At 39.5% G+C, this 16,645-nt stretch carries 13 protein-coding genes and 1 tRNA gene; 13 read left to right on the forward strand and 1 reads right to left on the reverse strand.

Annotated features, from left to right (window positions below):
- Positions 1-43: 43 nt before the first annotated feature.
- From GSQ74_RS16590 to GSQ74_RS16650, 13 genes are all read left to right on the forward strand, one after another.
- Positions 44-1,000, forward strand: coding sequence for an acetyl-CoA carboxylase carboxyltransferase subunit alpha (locus GSQ74_RS16590; RefSeq protein WP_158995351.1), 957 nt, complete (start codon positions 44-46; stop codon positions 998-1,000).
- A gap of 95 nt (positions 1,001-1,095) precedes the next feature.
- Positions 1,096-1,166, forward strand: a tRNA-Gln gene (locus GSQ74_RS16595).
- Between the two features lie 148 nt (positions 1,167-1,314).
- Positions 1,315-2,259: a ribose-phosphate pyrophosphokinase gene (locus tag GSQ74_RS16600; RefSeq protein ID WP_158995352.1), complete on the forward strand. Its 945-nt coding sequence runs from the start codon at positions 1,315-1,317 to the stop codon at positions 2,257-2,259.
- Positions 2,260-2,413: 154 nt separating this feature from the next.
- Positions 2,414-2,995, forward strand: a complete 582-nt coding sequence (locus GSQ74_RS16605) for a 50S ribosomal protein L25/general stress protein Ctc (RefSeq protein ID WP_158995353.1) — start codon at positions 2,414-2,416, stop codon at positions 2,993-2,995.
- Positions 2,996-3,104: 109 nt separating this feature from the next.
- The gene (gene pth / locus GSQ74_RS16610; RefSeq protein WP_158995354.1) at positions 3,105-3,665 is read left to right on the forward strand and encodes an aminoacyl-tRNA hydrolase; all 561 of its coding nucleotides are present in this window, start codon (positions 3,105-3,107) and stop codon (positions 3,663-3,665) included.
- 137 nt (positions 3,666-3,802) lie between these two features.
- Positions 3,803-4,549, forward strand: a complete 747-nt coding sequence (locus tag GSQ74_RS16615; RefSeq protein WP_158995355.1) for a carboxypeptidase-like regulatory domain-containing protein — start codon at positions 3,803-3,805, stop codon at positions 4,547-4,549.
- Between the two features lie 213 nt (positions 4,550-4,762).
- Complete coding sequence (locus GSQ74_RS16620; protein ID WP_371724539.1) at positions 4,763-6,229, forward strand: outer membrane beta-barrel family protein; 1,467 nt, start codon at positions 4,763-4,765, stop codon at positions 6,227-6,229.
- A 7-nt stretch (positions 6,230-6,236) separates the two neighbouring features.
- Complete coding sequence (locus GSQ74_RS16625) at positions 6,237-6,584, forward strand: Spx/MgsR family RNA polymerase-binding regulatory protein (protein ID WP_158995356.1); 348 nt, start codon at positions 6,237-6,239, stop codon at positions 6,582-6,584.
- Between the two features lie 116 nt (positions 6,585-6,700).
- Entirely contained in the window at positions 6,701-8,686 is a 1,986-nt protein-coding gene (locus tag GSQ74_RS16630; protein WP_158995357.1) for a M1 family metallopeptidase, read from the forward strand.
- 67 nt (positions 8,687-8,753) lie between these two features.
- The gene (locus tag GSQ74_RS16635; RefSeq protein WP_158995358.1) at positions 8,754-9,170 is read left to right on the forward strand and encodes a GNAT family N-acetyltransferase; all 417 of its coding nucleotides are present in this window, start codon (positions 8,754-8,756) and stop codon (positions 9,168-9,170) included.
- 201 nt (positions 9,171-9,371) lie between these two features.
- Complete coding sequence (locus tag GSQ74_RS16640; protein ID WP_158995359.1) at positions 9,372-10,487, forward strand: M42 family metallopeptidase; 1,116 nt, start codon at positions 9,372-9,374, stop codon at positions 10,485-10,487.
- A 98-nt stretch (positions 10,488-10,585) separates the two neighbouring features.
- On the forward strand, positions 10,586-11,488 hold the full coding sequence (locus GSQ74_RS16645; RefSeq protein WP_158995360.1) for a sugar phosphate nucleotidyltransferase: 903 nt from the start codon (positions 10,586-10,588) through the stop codon (positions 11,486-11,488).
- Positions 11,489-11,636: 148 nt separating this feature from the next.
- On the forward strand, positions 11,637-14,027 hold the full coding sequence (locus GSQ74_RS16650) for a glycoside hydrolase family 31 protein (protein ID WP_158995361.1): 2,391 nt from the start codon (positions 11,637-11,639) through the stop codon (positions 14,025-14,027).
- A gap of 177 nt (positions 14,028-14,204) precedes the next feature.
- Here the strand turns inward: GSQ74_RS16650 and dnaK are convergent, their stop codons facing one another.
- Complete coding sequence (gene dnaK / locus GSQ74_RS16655; protein ID WP_158995362.1) at positions 14,205-16,115, reverse strand: molecular chaperone DnaK; 1,911 nt, start codon at positions 16,113-16,115, stop codon at positions 14,205-14,207.
- Positions 16,116-16,645 lie beyond the last annotated feature (530 nt).

Consider the following 16,645-nt stretch of genomic DNA (forward strand, 5'->3'; position numbering starts at 1 on the left):
TCACGTTTAATTTTGTGTAAATTTGCATCCCTATTTTAACTGTATGAAGATTACATTTGATTTTGAAAAACCGCTTGCCGAACTGCAACAGCAGATAGAAAAAGTTAAGCAGGTTGAAGAAAAAAATAACCTTGACATGTCTGCAACGATTGCAGAATTGCAGGAAAAATTCGATACTACACAAAAAGAAATATATGCTAACCTAACCGGTTGGCAAAAAGTTCAAATATCCCGCCACCCTGAAAGGCCTTATACTTTACAGTATATTGAGCTAATGTGCGATGATTTTATTGAGCTGCATGGCGACCGCACCGTTGGTGATGATAAAGCTATTGTTGGCGGTTTTGGTACTATAAATGGACAAACCGTGATGATTATCGGTCATCAAAAAGGAAAAAATACCAAAGAGCGCCAATACCGCAACTTTGGTATGCCCAACCCTGAAGGTTATCGCAAAGCATTAAGGTTGATGAAAATGGCCGAAAAATTCAACAAGCCGGTTATTACTTTAATTGATACCCCCGGAGCATTCCCTGGCTTAGAAGCTGAAGAACGTGGACAAGGTGAGGCTATCGCCCGTAACTTGTTAGAAATGGCGGTGCTTAAAGTGCCTATCATCTGCGTAATTATTGGTGAGGGTGCATCAGGCGGAGCATTGGGTATTGGTATAGGTGATAAAGTAATGATGTTGGAGAATTCATGGTATTCGGTGATTTCGCCGGAGAATTGTTCAACTATTTTATGGAAGACCTGGGAAAATAAAGAACGCGCGGCAGAGGTATTAAAACTGACTTCGACCGAGATGCTTAAGAATAAATTGATAGACGGCATTATCAAAGAACCACTTGGCGGCGCGCATCAGGACCCGGTTGCTATGGCATCAACGCTAAAAAAGCAACTGTTAAAAGACCTAAAAGTGCTGAAAGAAAAAAGTATAGATGAAGTTGTGAATGAGCGTATTGAGAAATTCTGCTCAATGGGCGTTGTAGTGGAGGATTAAGGCCTTAAAATACTTTTTTCAAATTGTTTTTAAAATTTGAAAAAACGCCTTATATTTGCATTCCTTTTCGGGATGGATAACAAACCAAAGGAGATTGCCTGATAGTATAATGGTAGTACAACGGTTTTTGGTACCGTTTGTCTAGGTTCGAATCCTGGTCGGGCAACAGTTTAATTTCGGATTTTAGATTTACGATTTTAGATTTTATCTAATACGTAGATCGGGATCCGAAATTGTTTTTATATAGCATTTGTAATAAGATGTGAGACGAGGTGTCAAATCCGAAATCGTAAATCTAAAATCCAAAATAAAAAATGCCTTTACAATTTAACCCCATTAAGTTATTTGCAGGTTCCGGTACAACAGTATTGGCGCAAAACATTGCTGATGCTTATGGAAAGGAGTTAGGTGAAGTCGTTCTTTCAAGGTTTAGCGATGGCGAATTTCAGCCACATTTTAATGAGTCGGTACGTGGATGTGATGTGTTTTTAATACAATCAACCAACCCACCAACTGATAATTTAATTGAGTTGCTGATGATGATTGACGCGGCACGCAGAGCATCGGCGCATTATGTAACTGCAGTTATCCCATATTTTGGGTTAGCAAGGCAGGACAGGAAAGATAAACCACGTGTAGCCATTGGTTCAAAACTGGTAGCCAATTTATTGGTTGCTGCGGGTATTAACCGCATCATGACCATGGATTTGCATGCGGCACAGATACAAGGATTTTTTGACATCCCGGTTGATCACCTGGATGCATCTATCATATTTGTACCTTATATAAAAAGCCTGGGTTTAGGTAATTTAACCATTGCCTCGCCGGATATGGGCGGATCATACAGGGCACGCAGCTTCGCCAAGTTTTTTAATGCTGAGGTTGTAATTTGCGATAAACGCCGTAAACGTGCCAACGAAATTGAATCAATGACCTTGATAGGTGATGTAACCGACCAGGACATTGTGCTGATAGATGATATTTGCGATACTGCAGGTACATTAGCTAAAGCAGCAGGTTTGATAATGGAACGTGGCGCACGTAGTGTAAGAGCTGTTTGTACGCATCCCGTACTATCAGGTAAGGCATACGAAACAATTGAAAACTCTGTACTGGCAGAATTAATTGTTACCGATACTATACCGTTAAAACATCAAAGCGAAAAGATAAGAGTATTATCAACCGCTAAGTTGTTTGCAAGTGCTATCGAAAATGTGAATGAGCATGGTTCAATAAGCCAGCTTTTTGTAGTAGACTAATCCGCCCCACCTAAATCCTCCCCGGTAGGGAGGACTTATAAGGCAAACGATATCTTTCCCGGTAGGAAAGGAGTATATATAAGAATAGATAACAGCTTTTCATTAAAGCCCCTCTCTACCGGAGAGGGGTTGGGGTGAGGCTTAAAACAAACAAATGAAATCAATTGCTATTAGCGGTTCTCTAAGAGAGAACGTAGGGAAACGAGACGCTAAAGAACTACGTTACCAAGCCTTGGTACCGGCAGTACTTTACGGTGGGCCAACCCAAACCCACTTTGCAGTGTCCGCAGCTGATTTGAAAGCCGTAGTTTATACACCGGTTGTTCATTTCATCGATTTACAAATTGCTGGTGTAACTTCACAGGCTATCATTAAAGATCTTCAGTTTCACCCATTAACAGAGCAAATTATCCACGTGGATTTTCTGTTATTAGATGAGAAAAAGCCTGTAACTATCGAAATTCCGATCAAATTAACAGGAAGCTCTTCAGGTGTTAAAGCTGGTGGTAAATTAGTTCAAAAACTAAGAAAACTACGCATCAATGCTTTACCTAAAGATCACTTAGATGCTATTGAAGTAAGTATTGAAGGTTTAGAAGTTGGTAAATCAGTAAAAGTATCTGAAATCAACCTTCCTAACTTAACAATTACTAATGCTAAAGAAGATACTATCGTTTCGGTAACTACTTCACGTGCATTACGTCAGGCTGAACAAGAAGCAGCAGGTAAAAAATAACACGATTTCTGGATTGATCAGATTAAACTGATTAATTTTGACTTTAAGATTAACAGCGATAAGGAAACTTATCGCTGTTTTTGTTTAAATATATATCTTCGCATAACAAATGAAATATCTGATAGTTGGTTTAGGAAATATAGGGCCCGAATATGCTGATACCCGGCATAACATTGGCTTTATGATATTGGATGAGTTGGTAAAGCAGGAAAACAATAAGTTTTACAATATGCGCCTTGCCTATTACGCCGAAGTGCCGTATAAAAGCCGTACACTTTGCCTGATAAAACCCACCACTTACATGAACCTAAGCGGGAAAGCGCTAAACTATTGGATGAAGGAATTAAAGATCCCTATTGAAAATGTGCTGGTATTGGTTGATGATATCGCCTTACCTTTAGGCACCCTGCGCTTAAAACCTAAAGGGAGCGCTGCGGGTCACAACGGATTGAAACATATTGAAACAACCCTTGGCAATAATGAATATGCGCGCTTGCGTTTTGGTGTGGGCGATAACTATCCCAAAGGTCATCAGGTTGATTATGTTTTAAGCGGATTTGATAAGGATGAGCAACCTGAGCTCCCTGCATTAATTGATCGTTCTATCGAAATGATCAAAAGTTTTGCCACCGCAGGTACCGAACTTACCATGACGCGCTACAATAAGTAGCAAGTGTTAAGAATATTTAACCGCCTGGTTAAAGTTTGTTAAATCGTTTTTCTTCCAGGAAAAAAGTAGAATTCTTTGCTGTTTTTTGTAACGGACACGAAATTTATGTGTCTACCTAAATAACTTTAATATCACTAATGAAAGCATTTCTATTTCTTCTACTTTTTATTTCTATTTCTTTTTTGTCTGCCGCGCAAAATGCACCAATAAATTTAACAGTTAAGGGTATCGCTATCGATTCAGTAAGTAAACAACCACTCGGTTATGTTACTGTTGCTTTACAGGATGCCAAAACTAATACGCCTGTTAAAAGCAATTTAACTAAAGATAATGGCAGTTTTGAGTTAAAAGCACCTGCCGGTAAATCATATACATTGGTATTAGCTTTTGTTGGTTATCAAAGCAAAATATTGCCGATAACCGGAGCTAATAATACCATTGATGTTGGCAAGATAATTATGCAGGCATCAACAAGTCAATTAAAAGATGTTGTTATTACAGCAGTTAAACCATTAATGACCCAGGAAGTTGACAGAATTAGCTACAATGTAGCCGCCGACCCGGAAAGTAAATCTGTAACCGCGCTTGATATGATGCGCAAAGTACCTTTGTTAACGGTTGATGCTAACGATAATATCCAGTTAAAAGGTAGCGGTAATTATAAAATATTAATCAATGGTAAGGAATCGGCTTTGTTGGCTAAGAATCCATCAGATGTGCTGCGTTCAATGCCCGGAACTAATATTGTAAAGATAGAGGTTATAACAACCCCACCCGCAAAGTATGATGCAGAGGGTTTGGCAGGTATCATCAATATAATCACCACAAAGAATATAGATGAAGGCTATAATATAGGCATTAATACCCGGTACAATACAGCCTGAGGGCCCGGTGTAAATTTAAACGGAACCGTTAAACAAGGTAAGTTTGGCTTCTCCGGTTATGCCGGTGCAGGTCGTCAAAATACAACGGTAACCCCTTATAATGGTACGGAAACATTTTTTAGCGATAATTCGGTTTTATCCCAATCGGGCGTAAATAGTTATAATGGCAATTATAAATATGCTAATGGTGATTTTAGTTATGAAATTGATAGTTTGAATTTGCTTACCGCTTCTGTTGATTATGAAACGGATAAAAATGGCCAAATCTCAAACGAGCTTACTCAAACAAGGTTGAATAATGCCATCACGCAACAATACTATCAAAATGATTTAGCCAACTCACATTATCAGGGATTTGATGCAAGTCTTAATTATCAATTAGGATTTAAAAAGAGTAAAGATCAATTATTGACGCTTTCCTATAAGTACAGTTATTCGCCAAACACGCAAATAACCAATAACAGATTTAGCGATACCATTAACTATCCTCAATCAAATTATAACCAATACAACAATGCAGGTACCCGCGAGCATACCATACAGTTGGATTATGCCCAACCATTGAGCAAGAAGTTCAGCATAGAAGCGGGAGCAAAGGCTATCTTGCGAAATGATTTCAGTGATTTTCAGTCAGATACGCTTAATAACAAAAGCAATGAGTTTGAGCTTGATCCAACACAAAGCAATGACTTCACCTATCATCAAAATATTTACAGCGTATATAACTCGTACCAACTAAAATTAACCAAATGGACAGCTAAGGCGGGACTTCGATTAGAAGAAACCACGGTTGGCGCTGATTTTAGTTCTGTTGATACTACGTTAAAAACTAGTTATACCAATCTTATCCCGTCAATCTCCATACAACGATCATTAACAAGTACCAGTAGCATCAATTTCGGGTTTACTGAACGTATCCAACGACCGGATATTTATCAATTAAATCCGTTCGTGAACCGATCAAACCCGCAATTTATCACTCAGGGGAATCCTGATCTTAAGCCGGAATTAAACCATGTTTTTGAACTTAATTACAGCCAGTTTTCAAAGGGATCAATAAACCTTGGGCTTAGTTATTCTTTCTCAAACAACTCAATACAAAATGTCAGCAACTTAACAGGCGACAACGTTACCTACTCAACGTACGAAAACCTGGGGAGTAATAGCAGCTTAGGTTTAAATGTAAATACCAATTATCCTATCACCACAAAGTTATCGCTTAGTATAAACGGCCAGATTAACCGCGTATGGTTAAAAGGGGTTTATGATGGTAGTTTAGATAAAAACACCGGTTATGTAGGTAATATGTTTACCAATATATCGTATAAATTCGACGATGGCTACCGCATAGGCACCAATTCTGGTTATTTTAGTGGTAATGTTAATTTGCAGGGGACAACAAGCTATTTTATTTTTAACTCTTATGTTTTCAGCAAGGATCTGCTAAAAAAGAACGCCACCATATCATTTGTAGCTAACAACCCATGGAGTAAATTCTGGATTGGCAATTCATACACACGCACCACTGATTTCTACCAGGAGAATAACAATTATAATACTTACCGCACATTTGCTATAAGATTAAGTTATAAATTTGGCAAGCTGAATAGTGATATTAAGAAAAATCAGCATGGTATTAATAATGATGATACCAAAGGAAAATCAAGCAGCAATAACTAATATATAGATGAAGGTTTACGGAATAACAAATTGCAATACAGTAAAAAAAGCACTCGACTGGCTTAAAGCTAACAACGTAGATTATGAGTTTCATGATTTTAAAAAATTGGGTATAAGCGAACAAAAGCTTAATGAGTGGAATGAAAAAGCAGGTTATGAAAAGTTCATGAACAAACAAGGCCTGACCTGGAAACAACTCGACCCTGCGATAAAAGAAAGCGTAAAAGGAGTTGCTGAAGCATTACCATTAATGCAACAAAAAACCAGCATGATAAAAAGGCCGGTTATTGAAGATGGTGGTTTTTTGTTCTTTGGTTTTGATGAACCCGCTTATAAAGCACATTTCAAAAAGTAACCAATTGTTTGGTTTTTAATACGATAGGAGTTAGTGGTAGGGTAACAAATACTTTACCCATGCTCCTTTAATTTATTTTATACTATATTAGTCACAGAATTTTTAACTGACTAATAATGAAATTAAAACTAATAGCTGGTTTTCTGCCAGCTTTATTAATTGCTGTGAATTTCTCATTTGCGCAGCAACAACCCACGGCGACAACTACGCAGTCCACACCCGAAACCAAATACAATTATCGTGACGCTTTCGCGCCTTTCTTTTATAGCAAGAATGGTAATGAATACCGCGCTGCTGATGGCCAACCGGGCCCAAAATACTGGCAAAACCATGCGGACTACCAAATAGCTGCTTCACTTAATGATCAAACTAATGAAATTACCGGTTCGGAAACGGTAACCTATACCAATAACAGCCCGCAAAAGCTTGGCTTTTTATGGATGCAGGTTGAACAAAATTTATTTAAATCTGATTCAAGAGGTACAGCTATAGTGCCTTTAACCGGTAGCCGTAACTGGGGGCGTGGCCAACAATTTGATGCAGGCGACAAAATAAAATCAGTTAAAGTTGATGGTGTTGATGTGAAATACCTGATTACTGATACCCGTATGCAGGTTTTTTTACCAAAAGAATTGGAAGCTAATGGGGCTAAAGCAAAAATAGAGATAGAATGGTCATTTATTGCGCCTGATTATGGATCAGACCGCATGGGCGTATTATCAACCAAAAACGGGAAGATATTCCAGATAGCACAATGGTACCCGCGCATGTGTGTGTATGACGATATAATGGGATGGAACACCTTACCTTACACAGGCCCGGGTGAGTTTTATTTAGAATATGGTGATTTTGATTTAAGCATTACCGCACCGGCTAATCACATCGTAGTGGCATCAGGCGAATTGCAAAACCCATCAGAGGTTTATACTGCAGAGCAACTAAAACGTTGGAATGATGCGTCAGAAAGCGAAAAAACTGTTATTATTCGCAGTGCTAAAGAAGTTACCGACGCTGCATCCCGCCCATCAGGCAAAAGCACATTAACCTGGCACTTTAAAATTAAAAATGCACGTGATGCTTCGTGGGGCTCATCAGCAGCGTTTATTCTGGATGCGGCAAAACTGGATCTGCCAAGCGGAAGAAAAGCAATGGCTATATCAGCTTATCCGGTTGAAAGCGATGGTAACGATGCTTACGGCCGTTCAACAGAGTATGTGAAAAAATCACTTGAATTTAATTCATCTAAATGGTTTGAATATCCATACCCAAATGCTACGGTTGTTGCGGGTATTGTAGGCGGTATGGAATATCCGGGTATAGTTTTTTGTGGATATACCGCTAAGGGCAAAAGCTTATGGGGGGTAAACGATCATGAGTTTGGCCACACCTGGTTCCCAATGATAGTTGGTTCAAATGAGCGTTTATATGGCTGGATGGATGAAGGATTTAATACTTTTATCAATACACTGTCAACGGCTAATTTTAATAATGGTGAATATAAACCGGCAAAACCAATGGATATGCATCATATTGGCCCGGTAATAACTTCGCCTGATCTTGAGCCGGTAATGACAGAGCCCGCAGACTTAAAAGAAAAAAACACAGGGATATTACTTTATTACAAACCAAGTATGGCTTTAACTTTATTGCGTGAGCAAGTTTTAGGCCCTGAGCGTTTTGATCGTGCATTTCAAACTTATATAGATAGATGGGCTTATAAACACCCAACACCGGATGACTTTTTCCGCACAATGGAAAATGTATCAGGCGAAAGCTTGCAATGGTTTTGGAGAGCATGGTTCGTGAACAACTGGCGCTTAGACGTTGCTGTTAGCGATGTTAAATATGTAGATAATGACCCTGCTAAAGGTGCATTGATCACCATTGATAACCTTGATAAAATGGCAATGCCGGTTGTACTTGAAATAAAACTGAAGAGTGGTAAAATGGATCGCGTAAAGTTCCCTGTTGAAATATGGGAGCGCTTTAGCAGCTGGACATTCAAATATCCATCAACAGAAGAAATACAATCTGTTACATACGACCCTGACAATGTATTCCCGGATTATAACCCGGACAACAATGTTTGGACAGCAAAATAATTTAAAACCCGGCCTAGCCGGGTTTTTTGTTTAACAGGTTTTTATATCTTGGCATAAAATAGCACAAATGGAAGAAGTATCAATAGAACAAATACGCCACGAACTTACCTGGATATTAAGGCAAAAGGTTTTATATCCTGAACGTGATATGTATGATATGGGCCTGGAAGAAGACTTAAGCGGAATACATTTTGGCGCCTTTAAAGGTAATCGGCTGGTGGGTGTTATTTCTTTGTTCCAAAATGGTGATGATTTTCAATTCAGAAAGGTAGCAGTTGATCCATCCGCGCAGAATATGGGTATTGGTAGTGTGATGCTGAATTATATTACTGATTTTGCTTTAAGCGAAGGTGGTAAGCGTTTATGGTGTAATGCAAGGTTTACCGCAATCCCATTTTATTTAAAACATGGTTTTGTACAAACTGGAAAAACTTTTGAAAAGGGGTGTGTGGACTACGAGACTATGGAGAAATATATCGCATAAAAAAGCCGGCTAACTACAACCGGCTTCTAACCAAACTAAACTAATTTTCTGAAAAAAAATTACTTAATGCAAAGTAACAGTAAGCATATAAAGTAAATGTTAAGGCATCAATAAATTCGAATAGGTTTATTTAATATATAGCATTATCCTCAGCTTTATTATATTTGCGTGTGGCTAAACGCAAATGGCTGCCAATCACACATGGCTAAAAAAAAATCAGATACAGCGAAGCACTCTCCTGTTGTAACCGAAACTTCTCTTGCTTTTTTTGAGAACTATATAAATAATCCATCGCCTACAGGCTTTGAATCTACCGGTCAAAAATTATGGCTTGATTATATCGCCCCTTATATTGATGAACATTATGTAGATAATTATGGTACAGCGGTAGGCATCATCAACCCAAAAGCCGAATATAAAGTTGTTATCGAAGCTCATGCTGATGAGATCTCATGGTTTGTAAATTACATCACCAGTGATGGTTTGATCTATGTTATCCGTAATGGTGGATCAGATCACCAGATAGCACCTTCAAAGCGTGTAAATATTCATACCGATAATGGCATCGTAAAAGCAGTTTTCGGCTGGCCAGCTATCCACACCCGTGGAGCAGGTGAGAAAGAAGAAGCGCCATCGCTGAAAAACATATTCCTGGATTGCGGTTGCATATCAAAGGAAGAAGTAGAGAAAAAAGGTATCCACGTAGGTTGTGTAATTACTTACGAGGATGAATTTATGATCCTTAACGACCGTTATTACGTTGGCCGTGCATTGGATAATCGTGCAGGTGGCTTTATGATAGCTGAAGTTGCACGTCTGCTTAAAGAGAACAAAAAGAAATTGCCTTTTGGCTTATATATAGTAAACGCTGTTCAGGAAGAAATAGGCCTGCGTGGGGCGGAAATGATTGCCCATCATATTAAACCAAATGTGGCTATTGTAACTGATGTTACGCATGACACCCAAACCCCGATGATCAGCAAAATTACCCAGGGCGATCTGGCTTGCGGTAAGGGACCCGTAGTGTCATATGCGCCTGCAGTGCAAAATAATCTGAACAAGCTATTGATTGAAACTGCGCAAAAAGCCGAAATTCCATTCCAGCGCCAGGCATCATCAAGATCTACCGGTACTGATACTGATGCATTTGCTTATTCAAACGGAGGCGTGCCCTCAGCATTAATATCATTGCCTTTACGTTATATGCATACTACCGTAGAAATGATACACAAAGAAGATGTGGATAACGTTATACGCTTGATATATGAATCGCTGCTAAACATTAAAGCAGGGCAGGATTTTAGATATATTAAATAGATTTTAAAACAATTTTTACCAAAATAAGTCTTCACTATAGTAAAAGTCGTTTTAAAATGTCATATTTACATTTATAAATTATCACCTCTAAAAATACTATGAAACCTACATTATTAATACTGGCTGCAGGTATGGCCAGCCGCTATGGCAGCATGAAACAAGTTGATGGCTTTGGCCCTAATGGCGAAACCATTATTGATTATTCAATTTATGATGCCATTAAAGCAGGATTTGGAAAAGTGAGCTTTATTATTCGCGAAGAATTTGCTGAACCCTTTAAGGCTATTTTTGAACCTAAGTTAGCTGGACGTATTGAAACTGATTATGTTTACCAAAGCTACGATTTAAAGCCTTTTGGTATCGATAAAGAGATTGAACGCGCTAAACCATGGGGCACTGCCCATGCAGTATTAGCTGCCCGCAACCAGATAAACGAACCTTTTTGTGTAATTAACGCCGATGATTTTTACGGATATGATTCGTTCGAAAAGATGGCTAAATTTTTAACCACTGAAGTTGCTGATGATAAATATTCATTAATAGGTTACCAGATAGATAAAACCTTGTCTGATTACGGATCAGTATCTCGTGGTGTTTGTAAGGTTGATGACAATGGCAATATGGTTGAGATTAACGAGCGTACCCAGGTTTATTTTGCAAAAGATGGTGGCGTGGTGTATGAAGAAGGTGGTGTTGAAACTCCTTTATCAACAGATACCCGTGTATCCATGAATTTCTGGGGATTTACTCCGGCTGTATTTAAACAAAGCGAGCAAATGTTCCGTGATTTTGTTGCGGCTAATGAGGATAAACCAAAATCGGAATTTTTTATTCCTTTGGTTGCCGATCAGCTTATAAAAAGTAACTTAGCATCATTCAAAGTTATTCCAACTGCATCAAAATGGTTTGGTGTTACTTATAAAGAAGATAAGCCTATCGTCCAAAAATGTATCTCTGACTTGGTAAACAGTGGTGTTTATCCGGAGAATCTTTGGGCATAAGTCTGAACCAGGATTTAACGGATTTTTTAGATTTACAGGATATTTACAATCCCGCTTCGGCGGGATTTTTTGTTTAAAGAATATTACTAAATGTTTCCGGCAACGTTCCCGGATAATTGCTACTTTTGAAAATACCAATTATTAAAAAATGAAACGTTATTGCTTGTCGCTCGTTATTCTGTTAGCAGTTTATTCATCAAATCTATCTGCTCAACAACATATGGATGTACAAATTTTAGGAAATGCGGAGAGCATCAATAAAGAGAACAATGTTTTAGTCATCAAAACAAAAGAAGCGGAAGCAAGGGTTTGGATATATAGCCCTACTATCATCAGGGTAAGTATTAGTAAGGAGCATAGCATTGATACTTCATTTGCCGTGGTACAACAGCCACAAGGAGATTTGCAATATAAAGAGAACGGCAAAGATGTTGAATTGACCACATCAGCTTTAAAACTGGTTATTAACAAATCGCCGTTAAGATTTAATTTTTATACTGCCGATGGAAAAGCGTTAAGTCAGGATGATCCGCGATTTGGTACAAACTGGCAGGGCACAAGGGTGGTTAACTATCGTAAGTTATACAAAGACGAACGCTTTATTGGTTTAGGAGAGAAAACCGGAAACCTTGACCGCAGAGGCAGTTCATATGTAAACTGGAATACCGATGCGCCTAACCACGGCCCAACAACCGATCCTTTATATGAAACTTTCCCGTTTTTTGTGGGGATGCATAGCGGGTTAACTTATGGGTTGTTTTTTGATAATACCCATAAAAGCTATTTTGATTTCGGTGCATCAACCGATGAACAAACCAGTTGGTATGGCGCGGATGCAGGTGATATGAATTATTATTTCTTCGGTGCGCAAAGCGTAGCGCAGATTATTGAGGACTATACCTGGCTAACCGGTCGCATGGAAATGCCACCACTTTGGAGCTTGGGTTACCAGCAATGCCGCTGGAGTTATACCAGCGCTGCCGAAGTTTTAAGTATTGCTGACCGACTTAGAAAAGATAAAATACCTGCCGATGTAATGTACTGTGATATTGATTACATGGATCATTACAAAATATTTACCTGGAACAAAACCACTTTTCCTGATCCGAAGGGGATGATAGATAAATTGAAAGCCATGGATTTTCATCTGGTTACCATTGTTGATCCGGGAATAAAGGTTGAGGATGGATATAAACAACACGATGAAGGCGTTGCCAATAACTACTTCGCTACTTATCCTAATGGTGAAAAATACATAGGCAGTGTTTGGCCAGGCCGTTGCTATTTTCCGAATTTTACTGATAAAGCGGTACGCGACTGGTGGGGAGCATCATTTACAGCGCTTACTGAGCCCGGCGTAGAGGGTTTTTGGAACGACATGAATGAGCCCGCGGCATGGGGGCAAAATATACCATGGATGGTAAAGTTCGGCAAGTTTTATATGCCCGAAATACGTAATGTATATGGCATGCAAATGGCGGAGGGCACTTATTTAGGTACTAAAAAGATATTAGGTAATAAACGCCCATTTGTGTTAACCCGTGCTGCGTATTCAGGCACACAACGCTATTCGGCGGTTTGGACAGGTGATAACTCGGCTTATGACGCGCACATGCTGTTAGGGCAGCGTATGGTAAACAGTTTGGGTATTACCGGCATGTCATTAGTAGGGGTTGACATTGGGGGCTTTACAGGCAACCCTACACCAGAGCTGATGGTCCGCTGGAATTCATTGGGTGTTTATACGCCGATGTTCCGTAACCACGCTGCAAAGGGTACCAAATACCGTGAGCCTTGGCGCTGGGGCAAAGCAAACGAGGCAATCATCAGGAAAGATATTGAGCAGCGTTATAAATTATTGCCATACATCTATTCAAGCTTTTATCAATCGCACTTAACGGGTTTACCAATAAGCCGCACATTAGCCATTAACTATACGCAGGAAGACAGCATTTATTCAGAGCATTTCCAAAATCAATTTATGTTTGGCGATGCTATTATGGTGGCACCGGTTGAAAGCACTAAATTGATAGAAGATGTTTATCTGCCAAAAGGCGAATGGTACCGTTTAACTACAGGCGAGAAATTTAAGGGCGGCAAAATAATTAAAGCACCAGCACCTTTAACTGATCTGCCGGTGTTTATTAAAGGAAGCGCCATCATCCCAATGCAAAGCCTGGTACAAAGTACAAACGAAAAAGGAGATGGTATTTTAAAGATAAACATATGGTACGGCTCAAAAGCTAATAGCTATGTTTATTATGAAGATGACGGTTCATCGTATGATTATCAGCAAGGCACTTTCTACAAACGTACCATCAGCTTTGATCCTAAAAAATCAGAGATAACATTGGGTGCGACTGAAGGTTCTTTCCCATCGAAATACAATAAGATTGAACTAGTACTGCATGGCTTTAAAGGCAACGTGAAAACATTTAAAGTGAATGGTGAATCTGTTAAACTTTACCCGAATGTTAAAGATGGTACAGATTACAGCACGTTTGTTAATAATAGTAAAGAGATAAAGGTTCAATATTAATTCAATAATTGGGTGTCATGCTGAGCGTAGTCGAAGCATGTGGGCAGGCCTTTACGCACATGCTTCGACTACGCTCAGCATGACACCCTTTTTTTAGAAGTATTAAACAAAAAAAATCCCGGTTGAAATTTCCAACCGGGATTTTTAGTTTTTCTATCTATTAGGAGATAGGGAGAATTATTTTACTTCTTCGAAGTCAACATCTGTTACGTTGTCGGCATTGCCTTCAGCATGAGCTTCCGGGCCACCTTGTCCGTCAGCGCCTGGTTGTGCCTGGCCTGCGTCAGCAGCAGCTTTGTACATATCTTCAGATGCAGCAGTCCATGAAGTGTTTAACTCATTTTGAGCAGCTTCAATGTCGGCTAAGTTTTTAGAAGCAAAAGCATCTTTCAGTTTTTTCAAACCTTCTTCGATAGGCGCTTTTTTATCTGCAGGTATTTTATCACCATATTCTTTCAATTGTTTTTCAGTTGAGAAGATCAGGGCATCAGCAGCGTTAAGTTTTTCAACTTCTTCTTTTGCAGCTTTATCGGCATCAGCGTTAGCTTCAGCTTCATCTTTCATACGTTTGATCTCAGCATCAGTTAAACCTGAAGAAGCTTCGATACGGATGTTTTGTTCTTTACCTGTTGCTTTGTCTTTAGCAGCCACATGTAATATACCGTTAGCATCAATATCAAATGTTACTTCGATCTGAGGCACACCACGAGGTGCTGGTGGTAAACCATCTAAGTGGAAACGGCCTATAGTACGGTTACCCGCAGCCATTGGGCGCTCACCCTGTAATATGTGGATCTCTACTGACGGCTGGCTATCAGACGCGGTTGAGAATGTTTCAGATTTTTTAGTGGGGATAGTTGTGTTAGCCTCGATTAATTTGGTCATTACACCACCCATAGTTTCAATACCTAATGAAAGCGGGGTAACATCTAACAATAACACATCCTTAACTTCGCCGGTTAATACACCACCTTGAATAGCAGCACCAATTGCTACAACTTCATCAGGGTTTACACCTTTTGAAGGCGCTTTACCGAAGAATTTTTCAACCGCTTCCTGTATAGCAGGGATACGGGTTGAACCACCTACTAAGATCACTTCATCAATATCAGAAGTTTTTAAGCCTGCATTTTTCAATGCTGAACGGCAAGGATCAATAGTACGTTTGATTAAGCTATCAGCTAATTGTTCAAATTTAGCACGGGTTAAAGTTTTAACCAAGTGTTTAGGCATACCATCAACAGCAGTGATATATGGTAAGTTAATTTCTGTTTGAGCAGTGCTTGATAATTCAATTTTAGCTTTCTCAGCTGATTCTTTTAAACGTTGTAAAGCCATTGGATCTTTACGCAGATCAATACCTTCGTCGTTTTTAAAATCGTCAGCCATCCAGTCGATAATAACCTGGTCAAAGTCATCACCACCTAAGTGAGTATCACCATCGGTTGATTTTACTTCGAAAACGCCATCACCTAATTCCAGGATAGACACATCATGTGTACCACCACCGCAATCAAATACAGCAATTTTCATATCCTTGTGTGCTTTGTCTAAGCCATAAGCTAAGGCAGCAGCAGTAGGTTCGTTTATAATACGGCGTACTTTTAAACCAGCAATTTCACCGGCTTCTTTAGTAGCCTGACGCTGTGCATCGTTAAAATAAGCCGGAACGGTAATAACCGCTTCAGTAACTTCGGTACCTAAAAAGTCTTCAGCAGTTTTCTTCATTTTCTGAAGGATCATTGCTGAAATTTCTTGTGGAGTATAGTTACGGTCGCCAATTTCAACACGTGGGGTGTTGTTGTCGCCTTTAACCACTTTGTATGGTACACGAGATGCTTCTTTAGTAACTTCGTTAAAGTTGTTACCCATAAAGCGTTTTATAGAGTAAATAGTTTTTGTAGGATTGGTTATAGCCTGGCGCTTCGCCGGGTCACCCACTTTACGTTCGCCGTTGTCAACAAATGCAACTACTGATGGTGTAGTACGCTTACCCTCACTGTTAGGTATAACTACAGGTTCGTTACCCTCCATTACAGCTACGCATGAATTTGTTGTCCCTAAGTCGATTCCAATAATTTTAGCCATTATATTGTTTTTTCTTGATTGATATTTTATATACTATAGCTATTTATCAATGCTTGTGCCAATATTCGTTTGGCAGCTAATATTCGTGAAATGAATGAGAATGAAACTTTATCCCGTCAGAAAAAGTCAAAATAACGGTGACAGGATGGCAGAAAATTGGACAGGGTTTATCTTCAAGCGTCATTGCGAGGAACGAAGCAATCTCTACATAAGCAGAGCGGATTTGTTTGTTTTCTCTGTATAGTATAGAGATTGCTTCGTTCCTCGCAATGACGTGCGTGATGGCGGCATTTGCGAGCCTGCGTTAGGGAGTGAAACGGATACCGGCCTTTGCGCTTAAGGCCTATAGGCGTGTGAGTGAAAAGCTCGACCGCTGGATAGCGGGAATGCCCAAATGATCTTGCGCGCTTCGTTGACTCACCCGACTACGCTGCGCTAGTCGACCTCTCTTCGCCTGCGGCGGAAAGAGGTAAGGACGATAGTCTTTTGCCCTCTTTCCCGTTTACGGAAGAGAGGGCAGGTTAAGCGGC

The sequence above is a fragment of the Mucilaginibacter sp. L196 genome, from assembly GCF_009765905.1.
GTDB lineage: Bacteria > Bacteroidota > Bacteroidia > Sphingobacteriales > Sphingobacteriaceae > Mucilaginibacter.